The 12,051-nt window shown below is 36.9% G+C and carries 15 protein-coding genes; 2 read left to right on the top strand and 13 right to left on the bottom strand.

The features are described 5' to 3' along the window. Window positions 1-100: 100 nt before the first annotated feature. Genes panD through panB form a run of 3 tightly spaced genes read right to left on the bottom strand, consistent with a single transcriptional unit; the run spans window position 101 to window position 2,181 of the window. Window positions 101-484 carry an aspartate 1-decarboxylase gene (gene panD, locus ACU8YW_RS07805; RefSeq protein WP_088062713.1) on the bottom strand — a complete coding sequence of 128 codons (384 nt, stop codon included), beginning with the start codon at window positions 482-484 and terminating at the stop codon, window positions 101-103. Between the two features lie 15 nt (window positions 485-499). Next, window positions 500-1,345: a pantoate--beta-alanine ligase gene (gene panC, locus ACU8YW_RS07800; protein WP_098857571.1), complete on the bottom strand. Its 846-nt coding sequence runs from the start codon at window positions 1,343-1,345 to the stop codon at window positions 500-502. Next, complete coding sequence (gene panB, locus ACU8YW_RS07795; RefSeq protein WP_000853116.1) at window positions 1,345-2,181, bottom strand: 3-methyl-2-oxobutanoate hydroxymethyltransferase; 837 nt, start codon at window positions 2,179-2,181, stop codon at window positions 1,345-1,347. Before panB ends, panC begins: the two co-directional genes overlap by 1 nt. Window positions 2,182-2,590: 409 nt before the next feature. Here panB and ACU8YW_RS07790 point away from each other — a divergent pair, with 409 nt between their 5' ends. After that, window positions 2,591-2,980 carry a cupredoxin domain-containing protein gene (locus ACU8YW_RS07790; protein WP_078183454.1) on the top strand — a complete coding sequence of 130 codons (390 nt, stop codon included), beginning with the start codon at window positions 2,591-2,593 and terminating at the stop codon, window positions 2,978-2,980. A 26-nt stretch (window positions 2,981-3,006) separates the two neighbouring features. Here ACU8YW_RS07790 and ACU8YW_RS07785 read toward each other — a convergent pair whose 3' ends face one another. The 7 genes from ACU8YW_RS07785 to ACU8YW_RS07755 are packed head-to-tail and all read right to left on the bottom strand — an operon-like array spanning window position 3,007 to window position 8,562. Beyond that, window positions 3,007-3,987 (bottom strand): biotin--[acetyl-CoA-carboxylase] ligase, encoded by a 981-nt coding sequence (locus ACU8YW_RS07785; RefSeq protein WP_046955213.1) that lies wholly within the window; start codon window positions 3,985-3,987, stop codon window positions 3,007-3,009. Continuing rightward, the gene (locus ACU8YW_RS07780; RefSeq protein ID WP_088608755.1) at window positions 3,972-5,165 is read right to left on the bottom strand and encodes a CCA tRNA nucleotidyltransferase; all 1,194 of its coding nucleotides are present in this window, start codon (window positions 5,163-5,165) and stop codon (window positions 3,972-3,974) included. Before ACU8YW_RS07780 ends, ACU8YW_RS07785 begins: the two co-directional genes overlap by 16 nt. Further along, on the bottom strand, window positions 5,152-6,297 hold the full coding sequence (gene bshA / locus ACU8YW_RS07775; RefSeq protein ID WP_087985552.1) for an N-acetyl-alpha-D-glucosaminyl L-malate synthase BshA: 1,146 nt from the start codon (window positions 6,295-6,297) through the stop codon (window positions 5,152-5,154). The genes ACU8YW_RS07780 and bshA overlap by 14 nt, the downstream gene beginning before the upstream one ends. Further along, window positions 6,298-6,999 carry a bacillithiol biosynthesis deacetylase BshB1 gene (gene bshB1 / locus ACU8YW_RS07770; RefSeq protein ID WP_048543522.1) on the bottom strand — a complete coding sequence of 234 codons (702 nt, stop codon included), beginning with the start codon at window positions 6,997-6,999 and terminating at the stop codon, window positions 6,298-6,300. Window positions 7,000-7,010: 11 nt separating this feature from the next. After that, window positions 7,011-7,406, bottom strand: a complete 396-nt coding sequence (gene mgsA / locus ACU8YW_RS07765; protein WP_046955216.1) for a methylglyoxal synthase — start codon at window positions 7,404-7,406, stop codon at window positions 7,011-7,013. Window positions 7,407-7,420: 14 nt separating this feature from the next. Next, complete coding sequence (gene dapB / locus ACU8YW_RS07760; protein WP_048543525.1) at window positions 7,421-8,221, bottom strand: dihydrodipicolinate reductase; 801 nt, start codon at window positions 8,219-8,221, stop codon at window positions 7,421-7,423. Further along, the gene (locus tag ACU8YW_RS07755) at window positions 8,221-8,562 is read right to left on the bottom strand and encodes a nucleotide pyrophosphohydrolase (RefSeq protein WP_048543622.1); all 342 of its coding nucleotides are present in this window, start codon (window positions 8,560-8,562) and stop codon (window positions 8,221-8,223) included. The genes dapB and ACU8YW_RS07755 overlap by 1 nt, the downstream gene beginning before the upstream one ends. A gap of 240 nt (window positions 8,563-8,802) precedes the next feature. Between ACU8YW_RS07755 and ACU8YW_RS07750 the strand changes: the two genes are divergently transcribed. After that, window positions 8,803-9,684, top strand: a complete 882-nt coding sequence (locus ACU8YW_RS07750) for a YitT family protein (RefSeq protein ID WP_000203306.1) — start codon at window positions 8,803-8,805, stop codon at window positions 9,682-9,684. Window positions 9,685-9,712: 28 nt separating this feature from the next. On the opposite strand, the gene ACU8YW_RS07745 is transcribed toward ACU8YW_RS07750, so the two are convergent. From ACU8YW_RS07745 to ypjB, 3 genes are all read right to left on the bottom strand, one after another. Beyond that, on the bottom strand, window positions 9,713-10,354 hold the full coding sequence (locus ACU8YW_RS07745; protein WP_088608754.1) for a uracil-DNA glycosylase: 642 nt from the start codon (window positions 10,352-10,354) through the stop codon (window positions 9,713-9,715). Window positions 10,355-10,463: 109 nt separating this feature from the next. Next, window positions 10,464-11,144, bottom strand: coding sequence for a zinc metallopeptidase (locus ACU8YW_RS07740; RefSeq protein WP_002096760.1), 681 nt, complete (start codon window positions 11,142-11,144; stop codon window positions 10,464-10,466). Between the two features lie 112 nt (window positions 11,145-11,256). Beyond that, window positions 11,257-12,045: a sporulation protein YpjB gene (gene ypjB / locus ACU8YW_RS07735; protein ID WP_088062706.1), complete on the bottom strand. Its 789-nt coding sequence runs from the start codon at window positions 12,043-12,045 to the stop codon at window positions 11,257-11,259. Between the last annotated feature and the right edge of the window lie 6 nt (window positions 12,046-12,051).

Below are 12,051 nucleotides of genomic sequence, written 5' to 3'. Positions count from 1 at the left end.
CAATCACAAAATTATATAATGTTACTATACCACGTTTTATCTCATCTTAATGAAAAGATGCACAAAAAAGCTATCTCCATAATAGAGATAGCCTTCTTACTTATAATATCGTACCCGCTTTTTCAGTGCCTAACATTTGGATAATTTGATTATCATCGTCTAATACTGCAATTTTCGGCTCTTGGTTATGAATATTTTCTTCTGCCACTAAACCGTAGCAAATAATAATAACTTTATCCCCTGGCTGTACAAGCCTTGCAGCTGCACCATTTAAACAAACAACACCGCTACCGCGTTCTCCTTTAATAACATATGTCTCTAAGCGCGCACCATTATTGTTATTTACAATTTGTACTTTTTCATTTTCTAAAATATTTACTGCATCCATTAAATCTTCATCAATTGTAATACTACCTACATAATTTAAATTTGCTTCTGTTACTGTTGCGCGATGTAACTTCGCTCTCATCATTGTGCGAAACATAGATGCTCCCCCTTATTAAACCGTTAATGTTATATTGTCAATTAATCGTACATTCTCAAATTTAACTGCAATTGCTAAAATGATTCGTCCTTCAATTTTATCTATTACTTGTAGTGAAGGATAGGCATATAAATCAGCATAATCTACAGTGCCTTTCGTATACGTCTCAATATACTCTTTCACAAGAGTTGTAATGATTTCTGCATTACGTTCGCCTGCTTCAATTCTTTCTTTCGCTATACATAGACTGCGGTATAAATGAGGAGCCTCTTCACGCTCTTCTTGTGATAAATACACGTTACGAGAACTTTTCGCTAATCCATCTACTTCCCTTACAATATCCACTGGTACGATCGTAACCGGAATATTAAAATCAGCGACAAATCCTTCAATGACAGCAACTTGCTGTGCATCTTTCATACCAAAATAAGCACGCGTTGGCAATGTAATATTAAATAGTTTCATTAGTACAGTCGCAACTCCAGCGAAATGACCAGGTCTTTGTTTGCCACATAATACATCGGTACGCTTCACAACTGCTACTGTTGTCGTTTGTTCTGCTGGATACATTTCTTCTACGCTCGGATAAAATAAATAATCTACACCGTTTTCTTTTGCTACATTTTCATCTCTATCAATATCACGAGGGTATCGATCTAAATCTTCATTCGGCCCAAACTGTAGCGGATTGACAAACACGCTTAAAACCACAATTTCATTTTCTTCTCTTGCCTTACGTAATAAAGTCGCATGGCCTTCATGTAAATAACCCATCGTTGGAACAAAACCAATACTTTTTCCACTTATACGAAGTTCGTTTGTAATTTGCTGCATCTCTTGCACTGTAGTTACGATTTTCATTATTGTTTTCCTCCGTATAACGCTAAGCATTCTTCCTCTTTCATTGTGAATGAATGTTTTTCTTCTGGAAATTGCCCTGTCTTTACTTCAGTAACGTATTGTGAAATCCCTCGCACAATCTCCTCTTGAACAGACGTATATTGCTTTACAAATTTCGGAACACGATTTACGCCGTATGAGATAAGATCATGATAAACAAGTACTTGCCCATCTACTTTTTTCCCTGCTCCAATTCCAATCGTCGGAATTGTTAGTTGCTTCGAAATTAATTCCGCTAACTGCATTGGCACACATTCTAACACAAGCGCTATCGCACCAGCTTCCTCACATCTCTTCGCATCTTCTATTAATTTTTTTGCACTTTCAGCATCTTTTCCTTGTACTTTATACCCACCTAGTACTCCTACAGATTGAGGAGTTAAGCCTAAGTGTGCCACGACAGGAATTCCCGCATTCGTCAAGTAATGAATAGTTGATACCACTTCCCCTGCACCTTCTACCTTCAGTGCATGAGCACCACTCTCTTGAACAATGCGGCGTGCATTCACCATCGTATCTTGAGGCGACACATGATACGACATAAATGGCATATCAGTTACAATAAACGTCTCTTTCGCTCCTCGGCGTACAGCTTTCGTATGATGAATCATATCCTCTACTGTTACAGGTACTGTTGAATCGTAGCCAAGCACAACCATCCCAAGGGAATCTCCAACTAGAATCATATCAACTTCAGCTTCTTCTGCTAACTTAGCAGATGGATAATCATACGCCGTTAGCATCGTAATCGGCTCACCTTGCTCTTTCATCTTCAAAAAATCTGTTTTTGTTTTCAAAAACTACTCCTCCTTTATACAGGAGAGAGGAGATGGCCGAAATCATATAAAAAACCCCTCTGGCCATAAAAGGGCAGAAGGGTTGTGTGTTAGTCGGCATTATTCATCCCTCTGTCCCAGTCCGTTATTGGATCAAGGCAGAATCCAAGTTATTATTTTTCGTATTGCTTCGAATCATGGTGCAGTTCGCTCTGATACTGCCCACATTCGAACTAATTATAGCAAACTCCAAAAAGGAATTACTACATTTTTTTGAAAAAATAATTTTTTATTCCTATTATGGTATGTGAAATTTTTTATAAATAACTCAATCATAGAAAGATTAAGCTTTGTTTAAAATGCCTCGTATAACTCTTAAACTAATGATGCAGGTTAATGGAGAAAAGTACTTACAAAAGGAGAATTGCGCATGTTTATGAACAAATGGTTATTTCCATTCACCGGTTTGCTTCTGATGATTGTAGGGATGATAACTTTTAGCTCCTTCCATGCATTTGCCTCAGTTAACGTCGTAACACAACCTATCGATTCAACGAAAGTAATTGAGGTCGAACTGAATGATGATTACTTTCATCCAAACGTCATCACCATTCCAATTGAAGAGTCAACAACATTGTTATTAAAAAACAAAGGTAAGAATGAACACACCTTTACAGTAAAAAAACTCGGCATTGATGTCGTAGTCGAGTCAGGAAAAGAAAAAAACATTACCGTGAAACCTAAAAATACTGGTACATATGAATTAATATGCCGGTACCACCTTCTTAAAGGAATGGAAGGCAAAGTAATAGTCAAATAAAAAGAAGTTCCCAAAAGGAACTTCTTTTACTTAATTTCGATATCCGCAGAATGAATGTGATGTACTTTCCCTTCATGGTCCTCCAGAAGCAATACACCATCCTCTGTAATTCCTTTTGCTACGCCTGTAATTGTCTCTCTCATCGTTCGAGCGGTAATTTCTTTCCCGATGCTCACAGCGTAACTTTCCCAAAGAATTTTAATGACAGAGAAACCATTTTGTAAATACTCTTCATATAATTTTTCTAGTTGTAAAAAGATTTGTTGCATCAGCTCTGCACGAACAATTGGCTCACCGGATTCAATCGCTAAAGAAGTAGCAATATGCTGAATTTCCTCATCAAAATGCTCTTGCTTTTGATTTGCATTAATACCAATACCCATAATGACAGCATTAATTTTATCAGGATCAGCCTGCATTTCTGTTAATATACCTACAGCCTTTTTACCTTGAATTAAAATATCATTCGGCCATTTTATTCCTACGTTTACACCCGTGCACTTTTCAATTGCTTGTGCAACGCTAACAGCCGCTAATAAAGTAAGTTGTGGTGCATGATGAACCGGGATTGATGGACGTAAAATAATACTCATCCAAATTCCTGTTCCTTTTGGTGAATGCCATTTCCTACTTAAACGACCTCTGCCGGCTGTTTGTTCTTCTGCAACAACAATCGTTCCTTCTTCTGCACCTTCATAAGCAAGTTTTGCTGCAATATGCTGCGTAGATTCAACAGACTCTTCAAAATATACCGTTCTACCAATATGTTTCGTTTGTAACCCTAACTGAATTTCATTAGCAGTCACTTTGTCTGGCTTACTCGCAATTCGATAACCTAATCGACGCACAGCTTCAAGTTCATATCCCTCATTCCGAAGGTCCTCCATATGTTTCCACACAGCGGTTCTTGAACAACCAAGTTTATCACTAATCGTTTGGCCAGATACAAACGCGCCATCCGCTTCTGAAAAAACTTGCAATAACTGCTTTCTTATAGTAGATTGCATTCTTGCAGCCACTCCCTTATACACTCTTTCTCATTAACTACGTTTCCTTGTAAGATTGCTTCTTCAACCTTTTGAATCATTTCAGCAACCCACGGACCTGGCTTTTTATTTGCCCAGTTTAATAAATCATTCCCAGTCACATTCATTTCTTGTCGATTCTTGATTGGCAATGCTTCAAACAACGTTTGTACTCGTTTCACAGATGTATTATCATAGCTTTCAATCATCGCTTCATATACTCTTTCTGCCATTTCAGCGATATGAATTCCCGTTTTATAAAGAAAGACTGTATCCCAATCCTTCTCCTTTCTCGTACGGAGTGTTAATAAAACTGCGACGATATCTTTTATTTTTTTATTTGAAAACTTCCATTGACGTAAAAAGACAGATGGATGCTCTTCCCCAATACAATATAAGAAGAATGCCCATGCCTCAATGTCCGTTTCAAAAGAATCCCAGTTATACTGCGTAGCTTTTAATAATCTCTCATCTGACATTTGTAAATATGGCAGATGAGAAAATAGCTTCGTTTCTACTAATTCTTGCAAGCCCTTCACGCAATATGTACCAGTTAACAGTTTCTCAAACTCCACTGTAATTCGCTCAATTGCAATGTGTTCTAGCAAATGTCCATATGTTTCTATTGCTTGTTTCGTTTTCATTTCTAAAGAAAAACCTAACGTACTTACGAAACGAATACCACGCATCATTCGCAGGGCGTCTTCTTGAAAACGATCCGCAGCATTGCCAACCGTCACAATTTCTCTCTTTTGAATCGCTTGCTGTCCAGCAAATAAATCAACCATTTTGCCTTCTTCTGTCATCGCAATTGCATTCATTGTGAAATCACGACGTTTTAAATCCTCTTCTAATGAACGAACAAATTGAACACTACTAGGTCTTCGAAAATCTTCATATTCGCCCTCTGTTCGAAAAGTGGTTACCTCATAAGGTTCACCATTTTCTACCACAATTACAGTTCCATGCTCAAGACCAACAGGAACATGTCTTGGAAATATAGCCATCACTTCTTCTGGTAAAGCAGATGTCGCAATATCAATATCTCCAATCGGCCTATCGATAATAAGATCTCGTACGCTTCCACCGACAAAGTAGGCCTCATGTCCTTGTTGCTTTAAAGTCTCAATAATAGAACTAGCTTTTTTAAATCTTTCCATTTTTGTCATCCCTTAGTACATCATAGTAAATCGTTTCATATTGTGAGACGATTTTTTCAGAGCGGAACTGCTCGTAAACACTTTCTCTTGCTCGCTCTCCCAAATTACGGTGAAGTTCTTCATCCTTTAATAGCTGAATGGCTTGATTTGCCACTCCTGTTGGATCGCCAACTTCACATAAATATCCTGTTTCACCATGTTGAATGACTTCTGGAATACCTCCAACCCTTGTTCCGATACAAGGTACACCACACGCCATCGCTTCTAATAAAACAAGACCAAAACTCTCCTTCTCTGAAAGAAGCAACATTAGATCACTCATCGCAAGTAGCTCTGCAACATTATCTTGCTTCCCTAAGAATAAGACGCGATCTTCAATATGTAAATTTTTTACTATCTGTAAAATCGTGCAAAATTCTGGTCCATCTCCAACAAGAAGCAACTTCGCATCTACTTCTGTAACAATTTTAGCAAATGCCTGAACAACATCTTGCACACGTTTCACTTTACGGAAATTTGAAATGTGAATCAGTATCTTTTCACTCTCACTTATACCGTATTCTTTCTTTAATTGAGACATATCACGCTTGAAATATACACGCTCGTCTATAAAGTTATATACCGTTTGAATGTTTTTATTTGGTTTTACAAGCTCATGCGTTTCGTTAATCAATGAATGCGAGACAGCCGTCACAACATCAGATTGCTCAATACCAAAACGAATTAAATTATTTAACGAAGGGTCAGAACCTAACACAGTAATATCTGTTCCATGTAAGGTTGTAACAATTTTAATACGCTCTCCAATCATTTGTTTTGCTAAATAAGCACAAATGGCATGTGGTATTGCGTAATGCACATGTAAAATATCTAGGTTCTCTCTTTGTGCAACCTCTGCCATTTTACTCGCTAACGCTAAATCGTATGGTGGATATTGAAATACAGAGTATTGATTTACCGTCACTTCATGAAAATAAATATTTGGATACACTTTATTTAACCGGAATGGTAAACCCGATGTAATAAAATGAATTTCATGCCCGCGTTCCGCTAATTGCTTTCCTAATTCTGTTCCAACAACTCCAGAACCACCTACAGAAGGATAACATGTAATACCTATTTTTAATTTCATTTACATCCCCCCTATTAAATCAGCATGTAATAAAACCGGTTTCTTACTCATAAATCCCTCGGCATATAAGACTCCAACTTCTTTTCCAAACATTTTCTCTCGAGCGACCACAGTTTCAACGTAACCTTCTGTTAACGGCGTTTTCACACCATCACTCCCTGTTGAAAACTGACTTTCATACGCTTCTAATGCTTCCACTTTTATAGAAAGGTACTCACTTATATCTATACAAAAATTCGGTTTATGAAAACCATTAATCATATAATAATAAAAAGACTCCACGCGATGTGGCGAAACCTCTGGCATATATTTACGAATTCCCGCTGAAAAAATAGCTTCTTCCACAAGTTTTGCACAATTTGCATGATCTGGATGACGATCTTCATAATACGGCGCGAAAACTAGTTTCGGTTTATATGTACGAATCACCTTTACAATTTCACGTATATACTCTTCTTTCATATACAAACCACGGTCTGGCATCGCTAAATTCAGTCTCGTTTTTACTCCCATTATACGAGCTGCCGCCTTTGCTTCTTCTTTTCTCAATTCTATCGTTCCATTAGAAGAAAGGTCAGCTTCTGTTAAATCACAAATACCTACTTCATACCCTTGCTTCGTATATTTAGCAATGGTACCAGCCATGCCGATTTCGACATCATCGGCATGAGCACCAAACGCTAATATATGTAATCCACTCATAATTGTTCCCCTCATTTTCTAAACTTGCGGTAATCTAAATCTCCTCGCTCTAATGCGTGCATTAACATTTCAGCACTTGCCATATTCGTTGCAAGTGGAATCGCATATACATCACATAAACGAAGCAATGCATTTACATCTGGTTCATGCGGCTGAGCAGTTAGTGGATCTCGGAAAAAAATCACCATATCCATATCGTTTTTTGCAATCATGGCACCAATTTCTTGATCGCCACCAAGAGGACCCGACTGAAATCTTGTTACAACTAAACCAGTTGCCTCCATAATACGAAGTCCTGTCGTCCCTGTTGCAAATAATTCATGTTGTTCAAAAATTGGTTTATATGCGTATGCAAACGAAACCATGTCATCTTTCTTTTTGTCATGTGCGATTAAGGCAATTTTCATCCGTTGTCTCCCCTTTAGTCGATAATATTTTCTAAACCGTACACAAGATGATCTAGATTCATTACTGTATCAATTGATAGTTTTACACCCGACATAAATGATGCACGATTGAATGAATCATGACGAACCGTTAACATTTGTCCATCTCCACCAAACATTACTTCTTGGTGTGCAATAAGTCCTGGTAAACGTACACTATGAATGTGAATGCCGTCTACATTTGCACCACGAGCACCTTCTAGTTGTTCTACTTCATTCGGATGACCTTGCTGCTTTGATTCACGATTTTGACGAATTAATTCTACTGTTTTTACTGCTGTACCAGATGGTGCATCTAACTTTTGATCATGATGCAATTCAATTACTTCAACATCTTGGAAATACTTCGCTGCCATTTGTGAGAATTTCATCATAAGAACTGCACCAATTGCAAAGTTTGGAGCGATAATTGTTCCTACTGCTTTTTCTTTCGCATTCTCTCTTAATTGCTTTAGTTCTTCTTCTGTAAATCCAGTTGTACCAATAACAGAACGAAGTCCACGCTCAACTGCTAGTGTAACGTGTTGTTTCCCAACTTCTGGCGTTGTTAAATCTAACAACACATCTGCTTCTACTTCCTCTAAACAAGTATGTAAATCTGCGTAAATTGGCGCTTGTAACGCTGGCATGCCCGGTAAATCAGAAATTTTCTCTCCACCATGCTTATAATCCACTGCTGCTACCAAATTAAAATGTTCCGTTCTTTCCATAAGAAGGACTGCTTCATGTCCCATACGTCCTCTTGGTCCAGCGATAATTACTTTAATTTCTTTCATTATTCTTTCTCTCCCTCATCAATACGTGTCCAGCGATCTTTATCACGTGTATTAAATTTATTCATTACAATGTTATGTGCCGTTTCTAAATCAATATTTAAACTATTTGCCATACAAATCATAACAAATAATACATCTCCAAGCTCTTCTTCCAGACTACGTTCTTTTTCAGTTGTTTTCTTCGGTTTCTCACCATAATAATGATTTACCTCTCTTGCAAGCTCCCCCATTTCTTCCGTTAAACGAGCCATCATTGCAAGTGGACTGAAATAACCTTCTTTAAACTGACCAATATATGCATCTACTTCTTTCTGCATATCCTTCATCGTTTTTGCTTCCATACAATTCACCTCTAATCCTTCCTCTTTCATGTTAGCCAATTCATCGCGATTTGACAAATATTATTCCCCGCCAAACACCTATTTGCGACCCTTTTTTGGATAGACTATAATAAAGTGAAACTTTCTTTTGCGTTTTTTTTACAGCCTTCTCTATTTTTACTAACAACTAGAAATTACTTATCATTATGTTTTACCGTATCAGCGGAGCAATGCAATTTACATAATTAGGAGGATTTCTATATGACATCAAATTTGAAGATTCGAAATATCATTTTCATTTTAATCGGTTCCGCTATTTTTTCTTTCGGTATTGTGAATATCAATATTGAAAATCACCTTGCAGAAGGTGGATTTACCGGTATTACACTATTATTGTATTTTCTATTTAAGTTTGATCCTTCTTATTCAAACTTAATTTTAAATATCCCTATATTTTTTATTGGTTGGAAGTTACTTGGAAGAACGACATTTATCTATACACTAATCGGCACCTTCAGCGTATCTTTATTTCTATGGATTTTTCAACGTTACGAAGTTCTTAACTTACATTTAAACTTACAAAATGATATGACACTCGCGGCTTTATTCGCCGGGGCATTTATCGGTGTCGGTCTTGGCATAATATTTAAATATGGCGGGACTACTGGCGGTGTAGATATTATCGCAAGACTCGCTCATAAATATGTTGGCTGGAGTATGGGGAAAACGATGTTTATGTTTGATGCTATCGTCATTATCGTCTCTATTCTTACCTATTTATCATACCGCGAGGGCATGTATACGTTAGTTGCTGTTTTTATCGGGGCGAAAGTCATTGATTTTATGCAAGAAGGAGCCTATGCGGCAAAAGGAGCAACTATTATCTCAGATAAAAACGATGAAATTGCTGCCAAAATTTTATCTGATATGGAACGCGGAGCTACTTTTTTAAAAGCTGTTGGATCGTATACGAAAGTGGAACGGAACGTATTATATTGCGTTGTTGCTAAAAATGAAATCGTGAAATTAAAAAATATTATTACTTCTGTAGATCCTCATGCCTTTGTTGCTGTAAGTGATGTACATGATGTAGTTGGTGAAGGTTTTACGTTAGATGAAAATAAAAATCCGTTACATAAATAAACGCAACTAGAAAAGCTCTCTAGCTTTTCTAGTTTTTTATTACATATTTTTTAAGTTTATCTAAATCCTCATAAATAAGCTCCAATAAACTCCGATTATAAAAAATGGAAGCAGGATGAAAGGTCGGAAAGATATGATATTCTTGCTCTGACCATGTAAACACTGCACTTTGCATATCCTTTAATTTTTGAATGGGCTGTTTTAATAATTGTCCGTGCACATCTGTTATTTTTTTATTTTTTCCTGTTAAACGTTGAAGACCGATATTTCCAAGGGTGACGATAAGCTTCGGATTTATTTTCTCTAATTCATAATCTAACAAAGGCGCATGGGCAAGTATTTCTCCTTGATTTGGTGTTCTATTATATTTTTTCTGTATGATTTCACCATTTCGTTCTTTTTTCTCTCGCCATTTATAAGGCCTACTTCGGACAGCGCTCGTAATATATACCTCTTCCCTTGTAACATGAATCCGTTCTAAAAAACCCATTAATTGTTTTCCCGCTCTCCCGCTAAACGGAATCCCATTATGAATTTCTGTTTCACCAGGCGCTTCTCCTAACAGCATAAATTTTGGATTTTCAGGACCTTGTCCACTTAAAAAGCCTTCTAACTGATAAGAAGCGCTTTGTTCTTTCACTTGTTTTACTAAACGACTTGGATATTTCACTTCCCCCACCGCCTTTCCGCATTACTTCTATTCCTTCTATTATTTCTATTTGCAATACATTATATAATTCAATCCACAAAACAAAAAAGACTATCAAAATTGATAGTCTTTAGTCGTCGCTACGCTGCATACCAGTATACATTAATACGAGACGTAATAATTCAAATACTGCTACAGCTGCAGCCGCTACATATGTTAATGCTGCCGCATTTAATACTTTACGAGCTTGGCCATATTCATCTGTTGATACGATACCTAACGCTTCAATTTGTTGCATTGCACGCTTTGATGCATCAAACTCAACAGGTAATGTCACAAGTTGGAACACAACACCTGCTGCCATTAAAATGATACCTAATAACAACAAGTTAGACATAGATGCAAAGGCACCAATCATAATAAATACCCAAGAAATATTCGATCCAAAGTTTGCAACTGGCACTAACGAATGACGAATACGCATAAAGTTATAATCTTTTGCGTCTTGAATTGCGTGTCCTACTTCGTGTGCTGCAACTGCTGTACCAGCAACTGAATGACCGTAATAGTTATCTGTTGATAATCGAACTGTTTTGGCAGTTGGATCATAATGGTCTGATAAATGACCTGGTGTTTCTTCTACAGCTACGTTGTATAATCCGTTCTCATCTAAAATTTTTCGAGCCACTTCCGCTCCTGTCATACCTGAAGTTGAATAAACTTGTGAATACTTGCTATAGGCACTACGTACTTTTGACTGTGCATACAACGGTATGATCATTATGATCGCGAAGTAAATTAAATAAAACATCATGAACCTCTGAACCTCCATTGAAGTTTTAATTATAGTACTTCTCATTCTATTTTCTTCTGACATCATTGTCAATGAATAAACCTTACAATCCGTATCTTTATTTATTGCATTATCTATTCTTAGAGTGTACATTACTTTTTCTTTTTTCTCTCTCTCCTTTATACTTTCTCCATCCAACATAAGTTAATGTGAATAAAATAAGACCTCCAGTAATTGTCATAAACCAAATGAGTGAGGGTGCAATTTCATCTTTTTTTACTGTGTGAAATATTTTTTGCAAATCCCCTTTAATGATTCCTACTTGCATTTGCCCCCCTTTCGTATTTAACATAACGTTACGAAATTCATCCAAATAAGATAAATGGGCATTTACACGCTGCACTTCATTTTCTGGCAGGGCGATCATTAAGCTTGGATAAATAATATTAAATTCATGTAAAAATGTGTTTAACGTTTGTTGAAACTGTCCCGTATCTTCTTTTTTCATCGCTTTTTCCATTTGAGAAAAGGCACCCATTACTTTTCTTTCTCTTTCCATCCAAAGCGGTTGATATTTCGACACTTGCGCATCAACAGCGAGCTGCAGGGCTAACACATTATCAATTTTAACTTGTTTACCTAAATCTGTTTCCGAGAGAGATTGTTTCGCCTTGTCGTAAGCTAAAGAAATAACTCTAACCTGATCTGGCGTTACTTCTTGCTTCTTTTCATTCCCCTTTATAACAAACTGCTCGGAGAAATGTTGTAATACTTGTACTGCTTTTCCATCTTCATTACGCTTCACTAATTGTAATGAGTCGTCTAACAACCCTGTTAGTTCACTCCACTCTTCAGCATATATACGTAACGGAAACATTATAATTAGAAATGCTATTAATCCAATTAATGTTCTCTTCATCACGGT

This window comes from Bacillus pretiosus (assembly GCF_052947655.1).
Note: the sequence above shows the minus strand (reverse complement) of the source record. Positions and strands in the feature narration are given on the sequence as shown.

What these genes read in the sequence shown, in the direction of transcription:
- panD (WP_088062713.1), bottom strand. Translation starts at nt 484, where the DNA reads ATGTTTCGCACAATGATGAGAGCGAAGTTACATCGCGCAACAGTAACA.
- panC (WP_098857571.1), bottom strand. Translation starts at nt 1,345, where the DNA reads ATGAAAATCGTAACTACAGTGCAAGAGATGCAGCAAATTACAAACGAA.
- ACU8YW_RS07790 (WP_078183454.1), top strand. Translation starts at nt 2,591, where the DNA reads ATGTTTATGAACAAATGGTTATTTCCATTCACCGGTTTGCTTCTGATG.
- ACU8YW_RS07785 (WP_046955213.1), bottom strand. Translation starts at nt 3,987, where the DNA reads ATGCAATCTACTATAAGAAAGCAGTTATTGCAAGTTTTTTCAGAAGCG.
- ACU8YW_RS07780 (WP_088608755.1), bottom strand. Translation starts at nt 5,165, where the DNA reads ATGGAAAGATTTAAAAAAGCTAGTTCTATTATTGAGACTTTAAAGCAA.
- bshA (WP_087985552.1), bottom strand. Translation starts at nt 6,297, where the DNA reads ATGAAATTAAAAATAGGTATTACATGTTATCCTTCTGTAGGTGGTTCT.
- bshB1 (WP_048543522.1), bottom strand. Translation starts at nt 6,999, where the DNA reads ATGAGTGGATTACATATATTAGCGTTTGGTGCTCATGCCGATGATGTC.
- mgsA (WP_046955216.1), bottom strand. Translation starts at nt 7,406, where the DNA reads ATGAAAATTGCCTTAATCGCACATGACAAAAAGAAAGATGACATGGTT.
- dapB (WP_048543525.1), bottom strand. Translation starts at nt 8,221, where the DNA reads ATGAAAGAAATTAAAGTAATTATCGCTGGACCAAGAGGACGTATGGGA.
- ACU8YW_RS07755 (WP_048543622.1), bottom strand. Translation starts at nt 8,562, where the DNA reads ATGGAAGCAAAAACGATGAAGGATATGCAGAAAGAAGTAGATGCATAT.
- ACU8YW_RS07750 (WP_000203306.1), top strand. Translation starts at nt 8,803, where the DNA reads ATGACATCAAATTTGAAGATTCGAAATATCATTTTCATTTTAATCGGT.
- ACU8YW_RS07740 (WP_002096760.1), bottom strand. Translation starts at nt 11,144, where the DNA reads ATGTTTTATTTAATTTACTTCGCGATCATAATGATCATACCGTTGTAT.
- ypjB (WP_088062706.1), bottom strand. Translation starts at nt 12,045, where the DNA reads ATGAAGAGAACATTAATTGGATTAATAGCATTTCTAATTATAATGTTT.